The 21,686-nt window shown below is 52.0% G+C and carries 14 protein-coding genes; 8 read left to right on the forward strand and 6 right to left on the reverse strand.

The window, feature by feature from the left end; all coding sequences use genetic code 11:
• Positions 1-178: 178 nt before the first annotated feature.
• The 3 genes from AAF358_08830 to AAF358_08840 form a co-directional block, all read right to left on the reverse strand.
• Positions 179-1,219 carry an IS481 family transposase gene (locus tag AAF358_08830; protein MEM7705642.1) on the reverse strand — a complete coding sequence of 347 codons (1,041 nt, stop codon included), beginning with the start codon at positions 1,217-1,219 and terminating at the stop codon, positions 179-181.
• Between the two features lie 101 nt (positions 1,220-1,320).
• Positions 1,321-3,537, reverse strand: a complete 2,217-nt coding sequence (locus AAF358_08835) for a hypothetical protein (GenBank protein MEM7705643.1) — start codon at positions 3,535-3,537, stop codon at positions 1,321-1,323.
• Positions 3,537-4,841: a hypothetical protein gene (locus AAF358_08840; GenBank protein ID MEM7705644.1), complete on the reverse strand. Its 1,305-nt coding sequence runs from the start codon at positions 4,839-4,841 to the stop codon at positions 3,537-3,539. The genes AAF358_08835 and AAF358_08840 overlap by 1 nt, the downstream gene beginning before the upstream one ends.
• A 525-nt stretch (positions 4,842-5,366) precedes the next feature.
• On the opposite strand from AAF358_08840, the gene AAF358_08845 reads away from it, so the two are divergent.
• The 6 genes from AAF358_08845 to AAF358_08870 all read left to right on the forward strand — a co-directional run bounded on the left by AAF358_08845 (position 5,367) and on the right by AAF358_08870 (position 15,407).
• Positions 5,367-5,807, forward strand: a complete 441-nt coding sequence (locus tag AAF358_08845) for a hypothetical protein (GenBank protein ID MEM7705645.1) — start codon at positions 5,367-5,369, stop codon at positions 5,805-5,807.
• A gap of 31 nt (positions 5,808-5,838) precedes the next feature.
• Positions 5,839-7,347: a S8 family serine peptidase gene (locus AAF358_08850; GenBank protein MEM7705646.1), complete on the forward strand. Its 1,509-nt coding sequence runs from the start codon at positions 5,839-5,841 to the stop codon at positions 7,345-7,347.
• A 62-nt stretch (positions 7,348-7,409) separates the two neighbouring features.
• Complete coding sequence (locus AAF358_08855; GenBank protein MEM7705647.1) at positions 7,410-9,626, forward strand: hypothetical protein; 2,217 nt, start codon at positions 7,410-7,412, stop codon at positions 9,624-9,626.
• A 729-nt stretch (positions 9,627-10,355) separates the two neighbouring features.
• Entirely contained in the window at positions 10,356-11,747 is a 1,392-nt protein-coding gene (locus AAF358_08860; GenBank protein MEM7705648.1) for a peroxidase family protein, read from the forward strand.
• Between the two features lie 17 nt (positions 11,748-11,764).
• A complete protein-coding gene (locus tag AAF358_08865; GenBank protein MEM7705649.1) occupies positions 11,765-12,193 on the forward strand; it encodes a hypothetical protein in 429 nt (142 codons plus the stop codon).
• A complete protein-coding gene (locus tag AAF358_08870) occupies positions 12,156-15,407 on the forward strand; it encodes a CHAT domain-containing tetratricopeptide repeat protein (protein ID MEM7705650.1) in 3,252 nt (1,083 codons plus the stop codon). The genes AAF358_08865 and AAF358_08870 overlap by 38 nt, the downstream gene beginning before the upstream one ends.
• 23 nt (positions 15,408-15,430) lie before the next feature.
• Here AAF358_08870 and AAF358_08875 read toward each other — a convergent pair whose 3' ends face one another.
• Both AAF358_08875 and AAF358_08880 read right to left on the reverse strand, forming a co-directional pair.
• Positions 15,431-16,135, reverse strand: a complete 705-nt coding sequence (locus AAF358_08875) for a hypothetical protein (protein MEM7705651.1) — start codon at positions 16,133-16,135, stop codon at positions 15,431-15,433.
• Positions 16,136-16,729 (reverse strand): sigma-70 family RNA polymerase sigma factor, encoded by a 594-nt coding sequence (locus tag AAF358_08880; GenBank protein MEM7705652.1) that lies wholly within the window; start codon positions 16,727-16,729, stop codon positions 16,136-16,138.
• 491 nt (positions 16,730-17,220) lie between these two features.
• On the opposite strand from AAF358_08880, the gene AAF358_08885 reads away from it, so the two are divergent.
• Together AAF358_08885 and AAF358_08890 are read left to right on the forward strand one after the other, a co-directional pair.
• Positions 17,221-17,724 (forward strand): sigma-70 family RNA polymerase sigma factor, encoded by a 504-nt coding sequence (locus tag AAF358_08885; GenBank protein MEM7705653.1) that lies wholly within the window; start codon positions 17,221-17,223, stop codon positions 17,722-17,724.
• Positions 17,725-17,830: 106 nt separating this feature from the next.
• Positions 17,831-20,896: an AAA family ATPase gene (locus AAF358_08890; GenBank protein ID MEM7705654.1), complete on the forward strand. Its 3,066-nt coding sequence runs from the start codon at positions 17,831-17,833 to the stop codon at positions 20,894-20,896.
• Here AAF358_08890 and AAF358_08895 read toward each other — a convergent pair.
• Positions 20,886-21,659: a winged helix-turn-helix domain-containing protein gene (locus AAF358_08895; GenBank protein ID MEM7705655.1), complete on the reverse strand. Its 774-nt coding sequence runs from the start codon at positions 21,657-21,659 to the stop codon at positions 20,886-20,888. The genes AAF358_08890 and AAF358_08895 overlap by 11 nt on opposite strands.
• Positions 21,660-21,686: the final 27 nt, after the last annotated feature.

The following is a 21,686-nucleotide window of genomic DNA, read 5'->3' on the forward strand; positions in this document are numbered from 1 at the left end:
ATTGGTCGAAATGAAGCGGCTTTCAAAGCTGTCACCGGAAAGCGCATGCCAACAATGACTACGTCGATCAATGAAGGCAATTGCAGCTTCGTAATAGAGGCCTGCATCATCGCTAGCTGTAGTAGTCGCGACCCGATCTGACAGTTACCGGTTCTGACGGAGCACGTCCGGTGTCAGGTCAGTTCAACGCGCTGACCTTCTCGTCCCACAAAGCGCGTCCATCACGCAACGTCTCCATGGGTGTCCTTCCGCAGCACATCTTACCCTGGTGCGTGCGTTCGTGATTGTAGCGATCCACCCAGGCGTCCAGGTCCGCCTGCAGGTCTTCGAGTTTCGTGTAGACGCGCTTGCGGAACGCGATCTCGTAGAACTCCTCTTTGACCGTCCGGTGGAACCGTTCGCAGATTCCGTTAGTCTGCGGACTGTACGCCTTCGTTCTGGTGTGGTCGATGTCGTTGATCGCCAGGAACAGCTGATAGTCGTGGCGCTCAGGTTTGCCGCAATACTCGGTGCCGCGATCGGTGAGCACCCGTATTAGGTCCACGCCCTCAGCTTCAAGCAAAGGCAGAACCCGATCGTTCAACAGCTCAGCTGCCGTGATCGGCGTCTTCGTCGTATACAGCTTGCAGGCAGCGACTTTGCTGTAGGTATCCACGAACGTCTGCTGGTAGATCCGGCCGATACCCTTGATGGTGCCGACGTAGTAGGTGTCCTGGGATCCCAGATAGCCAGGATGCTCTGTTTCGATCTCACCGTGGGCTTCGTTCAGCGTTTTCTGCCGCTCCAAAGCAATGACTTGTGCTTCGGTTAGCACCAAGCCTTCCTCAGCCATCTTGGTCTCCAGAGCTCGCAGGCGTAATTTCCGGCTTTGCAGTTGGTGACGAAGCCAAATGCTCCGAACGCCACTGGCTGAGACAAAGATCCCTTGCTTACGCAGCTCGTTGCTCGCCCTGACCTGGCCGTGCGCGGGAAACTCTAGCGCAAAATCCAAAACCGCCTGTTCGATCTGCGGCTCGACGCGATTCTTGGGATTCGGTTTGCGGCGGTTCTTGTCCAGCAGCGCTTCAACGCCGCCATCTTCTTTTGCCGATTTGTAGCGGTAAAACGTATCTCGCGATACGCCCATCATCTGGCAAGCCTTCGATACGTTGCCCAGTTCTTCCGCCAGATTCAGCAATCCGAGTTTGTTTCCAATGATCCTCTGTGTAGACTGACTCATGAGGGTTATCTCCTATGGTTTTTGATGAAAATTCGCACTTCCATCAAAACCGATAACCCTCACTTTCTTCAAGCTAGGTGTCAGATCAAGTCGCGACTAACTCAGCTAGCAAAGTGATATGAGCGTTTTTCAATTTCTGATCGTTTGTTTTCAAAAGCACTGTACTCCCAATCTTGCGTGGTGAGAGATATAAGGCCTCTAGTTGCGTCCAGATAGTCTGGATGCGTAAGCAGCGAATCAGCTTCAGGCACAACCAATTGACCATTTGGGAATCGGGATCGTATAGATCTCGCCATAAATAGTTTGTCGCGCACGTCCGTCGCCAATATTAGGAAGGTTGGAACTCTTGACCTTCTATCATTCACCAACCGTTCGAGCATCGTAAGCTTTTGACCAAGCACCAACTCTAAAGAACGGCTTGTCGTTGCGGTGGAATAGCTATTAGGAAACTCAGCGCCTTGATCCCATCCGAGGCTAAGTTCTCGGGTTTTTTTTAGAATTGGGGAAAAATCAGGAATCTGAGGTAACGATCCGTTCAGGTCAGACTCTTGAGTTTGAGTCGTAGCGTAGATTTCAAATAGATTTCTAGGAAATGTGAGCGACGCAAATGGTTCATTCGGCGCACACCTTTTCCCGAGTGCTTGGCTAAATGCGCTTCCCCAGGTCGAATTTTCCGATAGCACATAAAGATCCGAACAACTACGTGCCAGTTCATTTCTCTGACCTGAAGTTACCGATCTAACAATTCTTTCAATTCTGTCTTTATCGACACCCGCTAGTTGCCTCAATTGCAAATACGGTGACTCCGCGGCGAAAAGCCGATTCTTTTCTGCCGTTGTGTGGGGCGCAATAACTGTTAAGCACGGGTGGTCTGCTTGGTTGCACAAGGAAAGTCGTTGGTTTGCCTTCTGGAATATTTCTCCGACCGGATCTAGGCCGGCTAGTCCTCCAGATGTCGTAGGACCGATGACAATCTGCTCATAAAACTCCAAAGGGGAGAGTGTTTGATGAGCCTGAGAGTAGGTAATCGCAGAAAGAAGAGCGTTTCCATTTACCCCTGCGCTCGGACGATCTGCCACTAGATAAACCGCTATTACCTCGTATCTATAATCGCTAGACTCACTTTGGCTTCCGTTTTCACGCCAAAGATCTTTTCTGAAGGTCATAATCCCAAAATCTTTGCTCGGGAGAATTGTTGTTGTTCTACGATTTTCCGCAATGTCAGGTAAGCATGACGATTCGGTTGGATAGCACAAAAGCTGAGATAGCTTTTGTCGCGTTGTCTGAAGGCGCGTAGCCCGCCACTCGCATGTCCGATGTTCGTCCTGGCAAGCATTCTGCGGCTCACTTCCTGCTGAACTAGGTGGCTCTGTCCGAGTCTGGTACCGAGTACAAAAGTCCAACGCCCATTTGTCGAACTCAGACAGCTCTTGACGCGCAAACTGGGTAAGAAGTAACGTCCGAAATTCTGCGCATGCGGCGTGCTGCTCATATTCATCGACCGAGGGTAATCGGTCCACGAACGGTTCATCTTTCATCCATGGAAAGTAGTATCTGTCTTGCACGTAGTTTCTGTCCGTGTGTGCTCTCGTGATGGCTTCCACCATAAGATCAAAATTCCTTCGCAATCTGGGAACACGAGGATCAGAAACCAGGGCGACGAACGACAGGTATCTTGTGTTTTTACCGTAAATCTCTGGAAGTACAGAAAACGGTCCCAGTTGATCTGCCACCCTGCCAGCTGGTTTTGAAAGCGGATCTTCGGCACGTTTTGGTGTATCAGTAGCGGTCCTACCAACTAGGTTAAGGCTTGTTCTCAAACCCACGTTTAGCTCTCGAATCTCACTTAACAACGCATCGTGATTTTCTTTTGCGACACCAAAGTCCTTTTCTTTTTCAAGAATTGCAGCAAACAGTTCTCGTTGCCGCTTCTCAAGTTCAGGGATTAGATCGGATAGTGCTGAAACCAATTCCAAATTGCGATCTTCGAACAGCGAGATCAACAATGTCTCGATTTCACCAATCTCATTGAGTTCGCTCTCGAAAGCGTTTTGATTGTTACCTGCAGCTTCGGCTAGGCGCCCGATCTGTAACGCAAGGGCTTCGCGTTGTTGATGCAGGTTTATCAACTCTGCCAGTAACGCGTCGTCAGCTCGTCTGCTCTGAAGGTCTTGCGCTTCTGCTATCTGTTCAAAAGCATTGCGCATGCGTTCAATCGTGAGGCCTTGTTCGATTTCATTAGCTTGCGATTGGCAGGAAAAATCCAATGAAAGTAACAGCGCTAGGAACTTACCTAGTTTCACTGTGCTCAGTTGCATCAAAACGTATCCAACAAGCTCTCATCCAAACAGGCCGGCTTTGTTGGTTGTCTGTTTAGGCATTGCTTGTGACAAATACATTTCGATAGTTGTGACTGCGACTCAACCCGTGGCCTCAGTAATGGCCCACAATAGGAGCCGCTCTCCGGGCCGGATTGAGATTCTTCAAAGCCACATCTTTTTCTGCAGATCTCTCCAAGCAATTCACTGTCCGCTCCCGGTGATTCAGCAAACGCTCCATCAAATACCCGTTTACGCCACTGTGGAATCAACAGAAAGTCGACCGAATCGCAGGAGCTTGGCCTCTGATAACGTGCCTCGAGATAAAACTCCGCTTGGGTACCGGGCTCGCCGACTGAAAGCACATGGCCTGAGTTAGTGGGGTGGGCTATTTTTTGACAAAAGGCGATCGCAAACTTTGATTTTGCCTGCAAATCAAGATGGAATGCGTCATCTTCCAGCACCTCCCTGGCACTGAGAGGGTTGTGTCGTCGGCGCTCTGCTCGACCAGGCATGGCTGCAACTGTGCATATTCCATGGGCTTTCGGGCCAAATGATTGGCTGAGAGAAGTCTCCGCCGATGTGGCATTCTCTTGTTCGACGTTGCCTGGGCAGCCCCAAACTGACAGATGACGATTTAAGCTGGCGTTTGCCTCCGTGAGCTCTTCAATGAGTGCAAACACATCTCGATCTACCTTGGGAGCGTTCTGCTCTCGACATTCCGAAATCTGTGTTTGTTTCTCGCAACAGCATTCTTGAGCCAAGCTATCTCCGTGTAATTGCGCATGAGCGACAAGAATGCTTGGCAGTTTGTCCCGCACGGTCAGAGGATTCAGTTCGTTAGCATCTGTGTTTGTTATTGCTCTCCCAACGTCAATAGAGACCTCGATGAGGTGCCTAACTTCATTTAGTCGCTGTTCAACAAGTGCTGCTTCAACTCCGGTAGCAGACTTGCCATTGGTCTGAAAGCATACTCTCTCAGCCAGGTCCGCCAACAATGCAAACTCGGGGCCGTGAGGGCGTACCTGGCGAGTTTGGCGTCTTAGTAGCTTTGTTGCGTCATCGCATGCACCAACCAGGGATTTCCCAGGCGTATCGCCATTGCTTTGACCACCAAGCAGAAATCCGGCCTCCAGAGTTGCGCACCGCAGGGCATGTGCTCCATCAAGCAAAGCTGACTGTCGCTCATTGACTTTCGCTTTTTGATATTTTCGGCGACCGATGCACTCAGGGGATACAGCTTTGCGCGCGTAAGCATTGACTGACAAGTGTGTGACGGATGGACACTGCCAAATCTTGGGCATGAAAGTTGTGCTCCCACGTGAATTGCCGAGAGCCGACAACATCATGGTCGCTTGCCCCGTATCTGCTGCATGCAATTCGGGATACTGTGCACAACGAATAGCATCCGCGCTCGACCTGGCATGTTCGCGATATTGCCGACACGTCATTTGTCGGTCGGTCTCGTTACTCGCTGTTGCTGGAAAAGTATTGCAGCCGGATAAAGAAACCGACATTGCAACATGCATAAACATCGCGACCACAATGCTGTTTGTGCGGGTACGCTCAGTCCTCGTTGACCTCGCGTTTCTTAGTTTTCTAGCCAAAGACGCGATCCATCTGCTTAGATGATCTTCTCTTGAAGTCTGCAAGTGACGCTCTCTAGGTGGATATGCATCTAGAAGAGTGCGTATGGTCGGCCGAAACTCTCACCCAGCGAGGGCCGCACCGTTAACTCTGCTTCTTTGAAGCTCCAGTCTTGGTAGTAGACTGGTGTTCGGATAGAAACACAGTAGTTTAAAAAGAACCTAAGATGAGGCCGCAATGAAATGACCCTTCTTAATCTCAAAAAAAGCCTTCCCAACTTCTCATTGCTTAGATGGTCAGTATTGCTTACCCACCTTTTGTTGTTGGTAGGTTGCACTCCTGGCCCCGATGATGACGACAGCCCAAATCCTGCCCCTAAGAGTCCAACTCAGAAAAAAGTCACAGTGAGAGATTCGGATCCGCCAATGCACATGTACGTTGAAGCGGTTGTCACGCTGACTGCAGAAGGCGTCGGAAACGCCAGGGCCAAAAGTGCCTGCGCCGATTGGTTTGAGGCGCAAGGCTACAGTGTTTTGCCCATGCGCAACGGCCTGCTTGTTCGGGGTACAGAGTCCCAAACTGCAAAGCAGCTCCGCGTGTTACAGATTGGCGATCTGCCTGGACCGCTAAATGAGTGGGTGTCGGACATCAGTGTGCGACCTCCACCGGATTATCAGGAATAGCCACAACCGAGCAAGGTGAGCAGGAAGAAATATGGCTAAACACATACAACCTTCATCACAACTTCCTTTCACCATGGCATCAAGCAATGCCCTTCCAGACGTCATCACCGGTTACATCTCGGCGAAGTCGAAAGGCGGAAAGCCCTGCGATCAGCTCACATCATTGCCTCGGTCTGCGAAGCCTTTTCATTCGAAGCGGGCCGACGCAGACAAAGCTCACAAAATGGCGGAGACGGCTGGCTTAACTATCTTGGCTGAAAGCCCTCTTGGGTATGCTGTAGCAGGCCCGGGCGCGGCTTACGAGGAGCTTACTGGCGGAAAACTGGTTATGCAGGAACAGCTGATGTATAGCCACGGAGCGCGGCAAAGATACGTCAGCCACATTGATATTCAGGGCAATGGCCAGCCTCAAGATTGTGGATGTGGAAAAATAAAAGGCAAAAGCACTGCCATTGAAATGGTGATGTTGGAGAGCCCCCGGCAGTACGCTGGCATTCAACCATCGCCGATTCCGCCGTCATCAACCAAATTCCATCTGCGTGTGCCAGGCGACGTCGCGCTTGGACTAGGTGCGCCGGCCGTTCATCGAAGTGGAATAACGGGCGCCGGAGTAACAGTCGCTATGGTTGACTCCGGTCAGCAGGCTCATCCTTACTTCGCTGCTCATGGATACGACGTTGGAACCACCACAACTGTGGTACCGGGGACCGATCCTGGCCATGATCCGGTCGGCCACGGTACTGGGGAAGCCGCCAATATCTTTGCTGCCGCTCCAGGAGCGATTCTTGACCCGTATAGAGCGTCAAACGACCAAGGAAAATTAGTCGGCGCAATCGCTGGTTTCCTCAGTGCTAAAGCGGCCACGCCGGCTATTCTCACTAACTCCTGGGGTGGGAATGGGCCATACAATCCTTCCAACCAGGTTCCGCCCTCCCAGGCCGACATTACGTGGGCCCTAGAAATATTAGATGCAGTTCAGCAAGGAATAGTCGTGGTTTTTTCGGCTGGAAATGGCTCGTTTACCATCGAGCCACAGGTGCCTGGCGTGCTCGGAGCCGGTGGTGTTTTCATGGAAAACGATATCGATCTGCGTGCCTCGGATTACGCTAGCGGATACAAGAGTCCTTGGATCAATAATCGTATCGTGCCCGATGTGTGTGGTCTGGTTGGTCTGCTTCCAAGGGCAGATTACATAATGCTGCCGATACCGGCTGGATGCCAGTTAGACATAGATCAAAGCTTGCCTGACGGAACAGCGGCCGGAGACGGAACGCAGGCTAATGATGGTTGGGCTTTGTTTTCGGGTACCTCTGCCGCCGCCCCGCAACTGGCTGGCATTGCTGCGCTAATTCTCGAAGCCCGACCAGCTGCGAAGCCCAAACAGGTGATAGAGGCGATAACTGTATCGGCAATCGATGTGCGAGTAGGGAATTGTCATCCCCGCTTCAATAATCCTGCGATGCTCGGGCCAGATTTGGCTACCGGCCATGGTCTCGCCAACGCACAGGCAGCAGTGCAATACGCAATGACCAATTTTTGATAGCTCTTGAGTCGCTCATCACTGACTTACCTTGTGATCCAAGAATTCGTTTAGGAAAGAGAATGAAACGCATATTGACAGTGACATTTGGAGTACTTGGAATGACCATTTTTTCAAACCCCCTCAACGCGGCTGAAAAACTTGAGGGTAACGGCATCGTGGTTAGTCCGCCAAAGCAATTCCCGTATGCATATCTGGAGGAACAACTCCTCGATCTAAATCAACAGCTTGCACAATTGCAGGCGATTGATGGAACCAAAATTGGTAGTCGACTAGGAAACTATCAGGGATCGAATCAGCGTACCAGGAACTTTGCGCTGAACCTGTCACCTGTGCCCCTACCAAAGATCGAGACAATCAGCGAAGCATCAGATGGCGCGTCTCTGTCGCCTACAAAAGAAACCATTACGCAAGACTCACTAAGTCAAACAGCCCCAGCCTTGCCTACTGCCACGGCCACTTCTCTTCCTGTCTCTGGATTTGGTGGGTCGGCACAAGACCTATTATCCGAGCAAGTCAACCTTCAATATCAAATCGGGAATCTGCGGCTTCTCCTAAACCAGTCTATAACTGACCGTTACCTCGAAAAAGGCGGCAAAAAAGGGGCCAAAAAACATGCACTGCTAGGATTTAGAATCAGCCTCAATCCGACTTCTAAGCATGAAGATCACGCTGCCAACGTAACCATAACGGTTAAGCCGAAACACTCTTCGGACAAGCGGCCAAGCATTGTCGCACTAATGCCCGAAGAAAAGACCTACAATGCTGTCGCGCTATCCAGCAAAAGCGGCTCCTTCGGCGCGGCGGCGTTAACGGGCATTTTCACGCTCGGTCTCGCCGGTGGATCAAGTTCGGAGGTTTTTTATGTGTATAAGGACGCGGACACCGTTGCGTTCCAACCTCCAATTCCTGACGGGAACAAGGTATCCTTTGGATGGCAGTTCCGCCCGGTCTTGAATCAAACGAGCGTAACTCCAGGCATTCGTTACCTGTTCGTGGCCTTGGCACTAGATGACTTAGATGATCCAGATGCCTATGAGTTAACGATCTCTACCAACACCTATTGGAACCGATACGATATCAAGGATCGGCTACCCAGAAACACGATTGAGGAATCAGAGGCAGGGCCGACCACGGACTTTCAAGTAATTGGCTCTGTAGCCCTTCAAGAAAGCCTCGCTCCAATAGTAGACACGGCCACAGCCAGCTCGCTTAGCAACGAAAAGCTCTTAGTCACGGTGACGGGCAGCAACCTTTTCAGGGGCTCGCGGGTATACGTAGGATCGCAGCAGATAACTGCAGAGAACGGAGCTTTATCACACCCCTCAGACGAACGTATTGAGTTTGTAGTCGATACAAAAAGCGTCTTGACAAACGAGGTCCGAATCACTGGTCAAAAATACGGCTTCTCGACTGTAGTCCAACACAAGGGAGCGGAGGATTTGCCTGGCTTCGTTCTAAGTTCATTTCGCCTTGGCGGGATGGCCAAAGGCGCTTTTCGAGAGCTGACGGTTGAGCTTCAAGATCGGTGCGGGGCGCTGAACCAGGCCTCGCTCTTAGGTCGCAATGCGTTTCTGCGCATCGGTGATCACGTCTTCGAGATTGAGAACGCTAGATTCAAAGCAGACCAAAACTCGTTGGTAGCTGCAGTTGAAGTGCCTCAGTCACTTCTTAAGCAAGATCAAGAACTCGAAATTTCCATTCCATTTCTCGGACCCAATTTCTCTACAACAGCAGTATTTCATCCTCCTATTGCAGTCACTTCGGTACAGCAACTTGAGCGCAAGGGCGATAACGTAGTCTGGGGACTAACCGGTCACGGCTTTGGTAGTGCAAACAAAAATGACACATCTCCGACACTGAGAATTTATGCCGGACAATACTATGAGCACACCGTACAAAACGACAACCTGGTAACCATTTCAGGAAAGCACACGGAGCTTGGAACCCAAAAAAAGGTCATTGTGTTTCTTGGCGGCTATTTTGAACCAACCATACTGCAGTCACCGAGCGCCCCAGCTCAAACGAAAAAACCGAAGGTGTCTTCGAGTGCAACAGCCAAGAAGAACAGTGCCGGTAGCGTGCAATACCAAGGCGAGAACCTAAAACAGATTACTGCAGTACGATTCGGTACCGAAAAGCTCGAGTTCACAGCTAAAACAGATGGTCTCTCAGTGTTTCTATCCAGAAACGTCACCAAAGAAGTTGGGGATGTGGTGATGTTGGCTGATTACGGCAATGATTCAATAGTTGAGCTCTCGCTGTCCATTGAACAATAGGAGAAAAGCAAAATGGCAGAAATTTCGAAAAGCAAATCTCAGGCCCAACAGATCACGGAGCTTTTCAATAATGAAGACTTAGCATCTAAGCTCACGGAAGTTCTGCGTGCCGAGGGTATTGAGGACCTAATCGTCTCCGAAGTAGTCCTAAAAGAGCCTTCGGAGATGACATTGAGTTTTGGAGCGCCTTGCCCGACCAAGTGTCGTGTATTAGAGGATGGATCTATCAGTTGTAGACCCGAATGCTGATAAATGGGTCGGAAATCAGTTTCGACTGTTCAGGCCTAACTCTGCTTCTGATCATGGTAGAGCTCTCACAGCACCCAAGATATCGCTGGGCTTTACGTTGTTCGACTCAGTACCTGCCCTGCGCAGCTCGAGAAACCAACCTAGTGCTTTTGGATAGGCCTTGACGCGCTTTTTTCAATCGCCAAGGAAGGCCATAGCAAGGCACGTCGCTCGACCTCAGGCTAAATGAATTTTTTTTAGCCAATGTCGTCATCTCAGAAATCGTCCGGATCAAGCTTGAGCATCACGCGCTGTCCTAAGATAGCACTAATTTGTGTTGGAGCGAGGCAAATCGAAGCGCCAGATGAGAGGTTCAACTGACCCAGCGCACTAAGGCAAAAGTGGCCACTAGTATGTTCGCGCGCGAAGCGGTCGAATGAACTCGTCACACAACAAAACACAAAGCTGCGACATGCAAACGCGGCCCAGGGGTATACCTAAATGTCATTCTTGCTTGAGCCTCCGCCGGAGTTTGGCGCGGATATTGCTCCTTCGTCGAACTACTACCGTAGCATCGACACCTTCCCTGACCCTTTGTTCTCCGGGCTACCCTCGGCGCCTGCACTGAGCCAAGGTCAGCAAAGCGCCGTGCGCGCTCAGATGCTTAGTCAACACATCCCTACCTCGGGTAGCGAAACTTCGGCCATTGTCACTTATGTGGGCCAGATGATCGCTCACGAGATTGTTCCCAGCACCTCTCTGTTTCCTGACTTGGTGGTCGAACCCACGATGAATCTCGGAAGCTTATACGGACATGCAGGCACGGACGACCCTCGCCCACCAATCGACTCCGCGGGGCGGTTTGTGCTGGGCAAGTTGCCCGGCGATCCAACCTCAGGTTCCGATTTGGCGCGTGATCGATACTCTGCTAAGGCACTTATCGCCGATCCGCGTAACGACGAAAACCACCTTGTGTCGCAGATGCACGCAACATGGCTTCGTTTTCACAATCGTATGGTCGATTACGCTCTCGCAAACGAGGAGTGCGATCCTTTACATTATGCTAGGCAGATTACGGTCAGGGCGTTCCAATTCGTTGCCGTAACAGACTTTCTCAGCCAAATCATTTCTCGTCCCGTCTATGAGCACTATCTGCGCGCTGGGCCTCAAATTCTAGACAGCACCAGGTTTACCAAAATCCCCGACTCGTTCGCGTTCGGAGCATTTCGAATCGGCCACAGTATGGTACGTAATGCATACACACTCAACCGACGACGGGGACGGCTGCGGCTTCATCCAATGCCAGAGCTATTCGCTCGATTCCGTGACCAACCGTTCAGCGCCGAAGAAAACGTTGACTGGCGAATCATTGACCAACAGCCTGCAGGCCGTATCGACTGCGCCATTGTGCACGCGATGAATAGACCGCCCTTCGATGGAACACGAAAGTCGATAGTTGAGATCAACCTACGTCAGGGCCAACACCTGCCACCTGGATATGCGTGTGCTGCGCACATCGTAGCTCGGCATCCTCGTCTGGCAGGGATAGCCCGTTTGACGCCTATGCCAGAAGACGCGCTCGAGAGCGGTCGTCTTCGTCCTTTGGGTCTGAACATTGAAACGCTACCGCTCTGGCTTTATTTGCTGCAAGAAGCCAGCGTTTCACCTGGGTTTGGTGATTCCATGGGTCCGCTGGGCAGCATCATCATTGCTGAAGTTGTGTTTTCTTCGATTCAAGCAAGCACCGAATCCGTTTCCCCGCTTCTCAGCCAGGGTTTCGCAGAATGGTGCGGCTGGCTTGGTCCTTTTGGCCGTTTTCTAGAGACGCGCCGTCCACCGCAAACGACACATGTGCGGTTTCTCGATGTTTTTGACTTCCTAGAATCAACTTAACCGACAAGGAAAACTATATGAGCCAACCAGAAGAATACTTGCCTTTCATCATGACTGGAACCGCTAGTGAGCCGACGTATGATGACAATGCGCTCGCCGCCTACCACCCACCGACAAATGCCGATGATAGAGTCGGATACACCACAGAGACTGTGCTTGGATTTGATCGTAACCAGTGGTACGCAAGGTTGCTTCTCACCGGAAGATGGCACCAGGAGGCAAAACGACTGACTTCCAACCTCCGGTTCTTTCGCCAGTCTGCGACCGAGCTTTTGGCAAACGACATCGACAATCAAGGCGTATTTGCGGATAACTGGAACTTAGTTGAGTATCGGCTCAGATTGCCGAATTCGAACACCGATCCAGATGACATCGTCATGGTAGGAGAGTTGACCTGGATTAGGGACGGTGTCAGAAAGAATACCAGGTGGTATTGGAAGGAATGATGTTCTGGCTAGCACGATCTACGGCGAATTCTCGACGAAATCTAGACTGATCTTATCCAGATCGGTTTGGTTCCTTGGGCTGTTCGCTGCATCTTCACTCTCGGCCGCACCGCTAGACGCGGACGGCCTGGAGTTCCCGATTGATTCGGACACCTCTGCCGTGTTCGTCCTGGAGCCATCGCAGATCGCTGGTGAGCTCATTCTGCAGCCAGCAGGGAGCGGCGAATCGCTCAAATTCCTGCCGGCAACGATGCCCGGGATAGCCGTTGCAGTAGTTCCACGTCGCGCTGAGTCGGAGATTTGGCGGATCACATACAGGGAGGGCGTCCTGACGGTTCCGAGCGGAGCGATCGTTAGAGCTTATCTTGAAGGTGTAGACGATGAATACGATGCGTATCACGCGCTCAATGAGGCGCTTAAGCAGCTAAACGTTGGTACCGATTTTGGGGAACGGGCGGGACGCGAATTGCTAGGACAGACGTTGCAGCGCACGGGAGTTAAGTCTGACGCCGCCCGACACTTGGTATACACCTTGGCCAAAGCACACGGTGATGCAGGTAAAACTGATTCTGCGGTCGAGATACTGAGCCTCATCGACTCTAACGCGCTCGTGTCCGACGCCAATCTAACCCATTCGGCTAGCCTTGCCCGGCTCCACGAGGCAACTGAGGACTACGCCAAGGTTATTAGCCTTGCTTCCTCGGCAGCTGCACGATTTTGCGTCGAAGATGTGTTATCGCCTGTGCTTGAACTCGACTGCGCAAAGATGGCCTTAATGCTAGCCGGTGCTCAGCTTATGCTTGCCTCGCGGATACAGGAAAAAGACCTTTTGATTTCAGCTCAGGAGAGTCTGGAACGACTTCTGCAAAGAGTGGCCGTGCATCAATCGAGTGCCTTACTGGGAGACACCTATGGACTATTAGCCTTGGCTGCTCTTCTGTCGGGCAAACTAGCTGAGTCTGAAGCCTACTACCGACTGGAACTGTCGGAGCGGCTGACAAACCGGAGCATTCATCCAGATCAAACCAGATCATCCCAGATCAATTTGGCCTCCGTCCTCAATCGCCTGGGTCAAGTAAGTGAGGCTCAGCGAATGATGCGCAGCGTGCTTACGAGTTCGCGCCAGACAATGACGGCGGAGAGCCGGCTAGGGATTCTCTTCAATCTAGCCCTCACCTACCAGGAAACCGGTGATTGGCCTCAGGCATACCGCTACTTCGACTTGGCCCAAGCGCTCGCCGAAGAGATGGGCGATCAATTTTCGGAGCATTTGGCCAGATTCCGTGCCGGTAGCGCGCTGCGAGAGAATGGAAATCCGACCGCGGCGTTGCTCATTCATAAGCAGGCGTTGGCATTTTTCGAAATCCAGTCACCCGAGCTCGCCACGCGACTCCGCGTTGAGCTTGCCAGAGATTACCTCGCGCTAGGTGATATTGACTCTGCCGGAAAAAGCATCGTGGATGCTATGAAAGTAGCCGACCGAACCGTCAGCACTCGTTACCAGCTTGATGCGCTTGCTACTGCCACAGATATTGCGTGGCAGAGAAAGAATTTTGATCGCGTGGCCGATTACGTTATTGAGTTCGAGGAGCGATTCCGCGGAACTCATGTTTTGCCTGGGGTAAAAATAGACCTTTACCTGTATTTTCTTCGCTATTTTCGAACGATTGGCAACGACATCAAAGCCTCTGAGTATGCTGCCGAAGCCTTGAGACTTGTCGAGTCTATTCGGCAACAGTACGACGCACTGGCAGTACCCAAAGCTTGGACACATCGAACCCACGCTCTCGTAGTTGAGAACCTGCGGCGGTTGTTGGATCCGTCATGTGCAGATGCGAATCAATGCCGACGAAGAGCCTTCGAGATGCTTGAGAGACACGAGAACTACTGGGTCCGCGCCGGACGAAAGACACGGTCAGGTAACGTTACTGTTAACACGTCTCAAGTGGCCGCCAGGGCTTTAAGGGACTACCAGTTCGCGGAAGCACGTCTGGTCCGGGTTGCCGACCAGCCAGATCAACTCGCGATGGCGATGGGCGAACTAGACCTCGCTCGCGAACGGTATCTGGATGCACGGTCAGGTCTTAGAACGACGCCTGATCTAAATTTCCTCCGCTCCGAGGACATTCAGGCTGCGCTTGAGGAAGATATGCTTGTTCTTCGATTTCACTATGACAACTCCACCGGAGTTCTCACAACCTTCACCATTGCGCCGTATCTCTTCGATGCGCGCGAAATTCACTTCCCAACTCTCCCGCAACTAACAAGGCAATTTGTTCTGGATCGAGGAGCAGATCAGAAACTCGCTGGTCAGCTGTACGGAATGTTGTTCGGGAGGTTGGACGGGGTCGAGTGGTCGAAGGTTGATCGGATTATCATGGTCTTGCCCGCATTTCTAGCCTCAGCACCCTTGACTGCGCTAAAGATTCCTAGCTCTGAAGACTATCTGGGTACACGATTTCAGATAATCCAGACACCATCAATCACTGATTTCCTCATTGATGCCACCACTAAGCCGCTCAGCGAGGAAGTCGCGGATATTGCCATACTCGCGGACCCACTTTTCGACGGGTCGCTAGGTACAAGCAGTCAATCCGAAGCATTTCGCAGTTGGAGTAAAAACCTGAAGCGTCTGCCCTTTACCGCACTTGAGGCTCAGGCCATTAAGGAGCAGTTCGCAAAGCGGAATGTGATTGTCGCCACTCAGGATGCAGCCACCGCGAAAAGGCTTATGTCCCCAGCCTTTCGAAATGCCCACGTCCTTCACATCGCGACACATGGTTATTTTTCGGATAGAACACCGGATGTTGTTGGGCTGGCAGTTAGCCCTTCCGCTGAGGACGGAGAAGTTGGATTCGTGTCGCTAACTCGATTCCTGACAAACGATATCGGGTCACGCTTGGTGATCATCAGCGGATGCGAGACTGCGCTTGGAAAGCAATATGACGGGGCGGGGTTGGGTAGTCTCACCAGCGGCGTACTCTCACGAGGTGCTGGAGCCGTCATCGGCACTCTTTGGCCGATAGATGATCGGGCAACGGCAAGATTTATGTCGCACTACTATGAGGCCTTAAGCCACGACGGTGGCGATGGGGCAATGGCGTTACGCGCGGCGCAGCGTTCCATGGCGATCTCCCGCCGATTCCGTAATCCTAAATATTGGGCGGGATTCGTGTTAGTCGCAGCGAATCAAAGCTTCCGAAAGGTTTTGTGATCGTATGCCCGTTTTTGCACTCGTTACTCTACTCGCAGAGAGTAGGTAGTTGTTGGCGTTGATGCCAAGTCCGAGTGAACTTCTACTTGTAGTAATCCCGGCGGGAGAAAACCCGCTGGCACGTAAATGGTCAATTCGTTTTCGCGAGCGAGCAATTGAGACAATTCTCCAACTACTGACCCATCTGCATCCTTGATGACTATTCGATACAGGCCGTTCGAGCCTGCAACACCCGCAAAGAGAAGCGTATGTTGATTGCTGAGCAATGTGGGTGTCTGCGGACCTCCCGAGCGCATCGTTTCCAAGTAAACCAATCCGGTCTGGCCAGACAGATCTTTAGACCCTTTCAGAAGCTCTTCTAGCTTAAGATTTTCATTCTGTGTGGAGATCAGCAGTGATGCTGGTCCCAGAAATGCGACGATTGCCGCTGCGGTTGCGACTGATAACAAGGATCCGGTCGTCCACCGTCGACGATGAGAATCGATACTGGTAATCCTTGCTGGCGCGTCTTTTGTTTGGTTTCTCAGGGCTTCGATGAGCGCCATGTCTTTGTTGAGCTCTGGTAAATGAGCGGTATGCTCCGCTAGCCAAAGCTCGAACGTTTCTTCTTCGCTCGGACTCAGTTGGTCGGCGAGGTACTTCCTGGCCAAATCCGGATCCATTGAATCCTTAGCAAGCTGTTCCCGTATGTCTGGATTGCTATCTGCGCCATTCATATCATCAATCACTTAACTTTCTGACCCGTCATGGTGCCGCTTTCTAAACAACTTACGAAGCCGTTGTTTGGCGCGAAATAGCACTCGATCAAAGTGATTGAGATCGAGCCTCAAATCGCGACAGATGTCCGCTTTGTCCTGACCGAGTACAAAGTACCGTCGAATAATTTCCTGATCCCGTGGAACATTCAATTCTTTGATGCACTGCTTTGCGCACTCAAGCAGGTCTTGCCACTCGGCAAGGGAAGCGACGTTATCGGGAGACGCCTCAATTTCAGACATTATTTGAGGGTCCAAAGGTAATTGTTTGCCTTCACGGGCTACGCTCCTATTCGCGATGCGAATCGCTGTAGTCTTAAGAAACCCGAGAATCCGGTTCGGGTTCTCCACCTTCCCTTCGGTCAGACTGATGATCGCCACCATAAACGCCTCCTGGGCTATGTCCTCAACCCATGGAGAGGAGACGTACCGCTTCCGGATGATGAACACCAACCAGCGAAAGTACTTCTCGTAGAATTGACTCTCCGCAATCTTGTCTCCTTCCATTATTCTGCGAGCCAGCTTTCCGGCCGCAGAACCTTGGGACGGCTCCGATTGATCCCCCACCTTGACTCCTGATTGTTGAACTCATGCGCTGTGGTCAGTTAGCAAGAGAACTTTACCATTTAGGAGCTTAGCGTTCTAAACGAGTCGGGCTCGTATTGGTCCCGCACACCAGGAAATAATCCTGTACAACATGTGTCACCAACATCGGCAACCTACCACCCAGAACGCCACCGATTCGGCAGCTCTCTCAACCAGGTTGGTGGGAGTTTTACGAGAAACCTTTCACCAACACTCTAGGTCGCAGTTGAGCGAACGACCGGTCCAACAAGCAGCAATCACCCTAACCGAAGGTTTCCTCAGAATTTCTTCTGTTTTTACACCGAGAAAAAAAGGTCCAGCCGATACAGAGTGTTATCTCATCAGTTGTCCCCGGTGCAAAAATGAACTGCTTGGCAGATGCTCCACAGAACACTCATCAAGACCCGCGCGAAGATACCCTGGTCGATTGCTGCGCACGGGCTCACCTCGGCGACCTGGCAGCGGAGTCCAAGATGCTTGATCAGCTCTATCCGAGAGTCAAAAGGCTCGTGAACTCCCAAACGCGAACCACCGATATCGTCGATGGCGTGGTCCAGGACACGTTTCTGATTTTGTTGAAGAAGCTCCGAAAAGGCGAGCCAGAAGATCCAGCAAAAATCGAGAGCTATACGCTCGGCATCGCCAAGTTTACTTTGATTGCTCGTTGCAGGCTGATGTCACGGCTGTCCGAAACTGAAATGTCGGAAACGTTGTTTGAATCTGGAGACTCGACTCCGTTAAATTTCGTGATGACCGAAGAGATGTATATGTGGATTGAACAATCAATTGACAGGCTCTCGAAGGAGAGAGATCGCGAGCTCATGCGAATTTATCTTGCGGAAGAGCTCGGTACAAACGATCTATGTGAGTTAATCAAAGTCAGTCGAGATCATCTTTATCGTGTCCTTTATCGCGCAAAAAAACGACTCGGCGATATTCTTGCAGAAGGCGCTGGAATGGAGTTACTAAAGTCCTGACCATTTTGGCGAGTAAATGGGCAGCTCTTGGAGGGTTCATTTGGAGCGAACGCTTGGTTCAATGGCGTGATCTTTGTTGTGACTTAGTTTTCGCGTCTGAATATTCATGACCAAAGAACCGCTGCTTGCATGCGTGATGTCAGTTCAAGTCGCAGACTCTAAGCCCGATTGCATTCCGGGCTTGGAACGAGTGGCCGTGAGCCGGGGCGGCCGGGTAATTCAGATCAGTAGTCTCGGATTTTTCGGGATTTTCGAAAGCGCAAGTGTTGCCGTTCAGGTCAGTATTGCTCTCGCACGTTTCGCAGCATATGGAAGCGACTCACCCATCAATGTAGGGATCGACGCCGGCCAGCTGCATATGGCTGGCGCTCAGTGCACTGGTGATGCCGTTAACGAAGCGTCTCGACTACGAGACTCAACAACCGACTCCGAACAGATCGTTATTTCCCCCGGGGTGCGACGTTTTGTCTTGTCTGAAGAGACGTTACCTAGTCTGAATCGACGAGAAGACGGTAGCTATGTCGTTGAGTGGCGCACCGATAAACGCGGCGCCGTATTACCCCGATTCCTGGCTATCAATGATCAGGTAATCGTTGGGAGAACGAATGCCCTTCGGACTCTCAAACTCAGGTCCTCAGAGCTCTCGGGAGCAAGTTTGGTGACGGTAATCGGCGAGGCTGGAATCGGAAAAACGCGCCTGCTCTCCGAGTTTGCCATTTTTGCAGCGAACCAGGGAGCACTTGTCCTGGGCGGACAGGAACATGAAGGCCTTGGTCAACCCTACGCCAGCCTTCACGAGTGCCTCTCCCAGTGGCTAGAACAAATCGATAACGTTGCCTTTCAGAGCATGGGTTCAATTGCGCATCTGGCCAAAATTGTCCCTTCGATTTCTGATCAGCTCTACGGGCTCAAGGTGGTAGACGTTCAAGATGCAGAGACCGAAAGGCGCAGGCTAAGCAAAGCCCTCGCTGAATGGCTCGCATCTGTGGCTCAAAAACGGCCGGTGATTTTGATCCTAGACTCCATGCACTGGGCGAGTGATAGCACGTTCAAGATACTGGAGGGCATGTTGCATTACCTCCAGGATGCCGCTTCGGTTTCACTGGTGCTTGCCTCTCGTGATACCGACAAGCGAACCTACCGGTTGTCCAAGTTGGCAGGAGAACGTTGGGGTGACGGTCGTACGTCGAACATCGTTCTTAGGAATCTAACCAAGTCTGACATTCAGGCCTTTTACGAGACTTCGCTATCAGAGGACCTCGTTGATCTCATTCATCTAACCACTCGTGGCCACCCTCTTCACCTGGTGAACCTGATGGATTTTGTCGCTAAAGGGCAGGACCTTCCGAAATCTGTTGAAAAGGCACTACAAGGCCGCATCAAGGAGCTGCCTGGTAATTCGCTCGCCGTACTCGAAGCTTGCGCCGTGCTCGGGCCTCGATTCACCGCTCGCGTGATCGCTGACATTCATCCCCAACGCGTCGAAGTCTTCGAGGCTCTGGACCGAGCCACAGAGTCAGGCTTAATCAAGCTGGTGGACCCCGTTCGTCTCGGATACCAGTTTGCTCACTCGTTAATTCGGTCCTACATCAAGCGGGGGATCGGGGCGGCTCGAGGGGCGAACCTCCACGTTAGGGCTGCCGACGCGCTTCAACTACCGCAAAACCAAGAACTTGCTTCGCCAGCAGATCTAGCTCGGCTATACGCCGGAGCTGCCTCACTCGGATATCAATCTGAAGCCACTAGCTGGGCGGAAAAAGCCGCCGACACGGCTCTCATGCAACACGCCAACGAAGAGGCGCGCGACATGTACCAAATGGCGCTGGAGTTGCAAACCGATCCAGCGACTCATGCAGCTTGCCGCCTGCAACTGGGTTTCGGCATCGCATTGGCAAGAGCGGGAGATAGTCGCAGCCAAGATCTGCTGTGGGAAGCCGCGGATCGCGCCGAATCACTAGGTGATGGCATCTTGATGGCTCGAGCCATGCTAGCCACATATCGACTAGCATTTTCTAGAGCCCGGGAAGTGGACAAGGAAGCCGTAGGCCGACTGCGACGAGCTCTTGCGATGATTCCCAAAGACGAAACAGCCCTGATCACCAGGATTACAGCTCTTTTGGCAGTGGAACTGGCTTGGGAGGACGATCGAAGTCTCGCCTTGGAGGCATCAGACCAAGCTATGGAAATGTCTAGATCGGAGTCTGAGGAGGTTCAGGCAGAGGTTCGAGCGCGTCGGCTATGGGTATATTTCCATCCGACGCAGGAACGCGTAAAAGAGACGGAAGAACTGCTCGCGCTGGTGGAAGCGTCAGAGAACCCGGTCTTGGCATTCGAAGCGGCGGGTCACGCTGTCTTTACGGCGATTCGAGCTGGCTCGCGCTCGATGCTGGAGCGGTATCGAGAGTCGATGCGAGTTGCCGCCCGGGCCATCGACGACCCCATCGTCAAAAGCATGTACTACTTGCGAGAAGCCAACGTGGCCCTGCTCGAGTCGCGGTATACCGATAGCCTGACATTAGCTCAGCGCCGCCTTAACCTCACAAAGAAGATTGGGCAGGTCCAGGGAGAACAAGCCTACCGCGTGCAAAGCTTCTGGGTCGCTTATGAAACCGTATCAGTAGCTGATCTGTCCGTTCTTCTCGACAAACTCATTTCCACGCTTCCTAGCGAATTCCTGGACCAGCAAGCCCTCGGAGCCCACGTCGCTTGCGAATGTGGAAGGCTGGAACTAATCGAGTCGCTCATTGAGCCCTTCGCGGATTTCGCGTTTGCGCATGATCAGATCTTCCTTCAACTGAATTGTCTTCTTGTTGAACCTGCCATTGCTGTAGGGCAAAAACAAATGCTTGCGGCGTTAGAGGCTAATCTCGAACCGCACCAATCCGATCACGCTAACACGGTGTTCAGCTCGATGGGACCCGTCGCTCGATATCTGGCTCTCATTAGACTGTACCAACGTGAATTTGGTCGGGGGGTCGAGCTGTTGAGGGAGTCGATTGAGTTGGCACGCCGTCTTCACTCCAAGTTCTGGGCCACCCGGGGCATGATTGATCTGGCTTCAGTCACACCGGACCGACGAGAACGCCACGAATTGGTCGATCAAATCAGGCACCAATCGAACCAACATGGTTGGAGCCGGTTATCGGAACGGATCGACCAAATTAAGGGTTAGTCACCATGGCCCGATGTGAGGCTGGGATTTCTGATTGGTCGACAAGACCAAGCGCTTCCTGTCCAAGTCGAAGTTCACCCGCGGAAGCAGACTGAAAGAGCGACGTTGCTCGCTGAATGACGCCTCCAACGGGCATCTGGTCGTCGAGCAATACATCGCCTGCACAAATACTCCCTCGAATCAGCTCGCTACATTTCTCGATGGTCGACATGAGCTGATTTGGGCTGTTAGTGACGACCATCATGGTGTTTCCCGCACGTTGGACCCGTAATGTCCAACCTTCGTCGCTCTCTGGCGTTGGTATGGGTCGTGTATCAGGTGGCACCTCGAAGATGCCGACCAAGGCGAACATCAAATTGTCTGAAACGGGTTTTTCGGCACCAATTTCGTTTTCAAGTCGACTGTCCCTACCTGATGCGCTGTTTGCCTTCGGGACTTCTTCTACAGAGCCGACGAGCCGATAGCCAACCTTGGGAATTGTTTTTAGGTAACGAGGCGATGCACGTTTATCTCCCAAAGCATTTCGGAGCTCAGAAATGCACCGGCTGAGGGAATCGTCGGTGACCACAATGTTTCCCCAAACCTTTTCGAAGATCTGGTCTCGCGTTACGACCTCGCCGCGGTGTGCGACCAGGCACATCAGAACGGACATCACCCGTGGTTGGATGCTGGTATGACCATTCGGTCCCACTATCCGACCTTCAAGCGGGAGCACCAGGTTTTCCCCAAGTTGAAAACCGGACGGCATATCGACGCCTAACACTATCTAGCTTCGGCTAAGTACGATGGA

Source organism: Pseudomonadota bacterium (assembly GCA_039033415.1).
Lineage (GTDB): Bacteria > Pseudomonadota > Gammaproteobacteria > Xanthomonadales > SZUA-38 > JANQOZ01.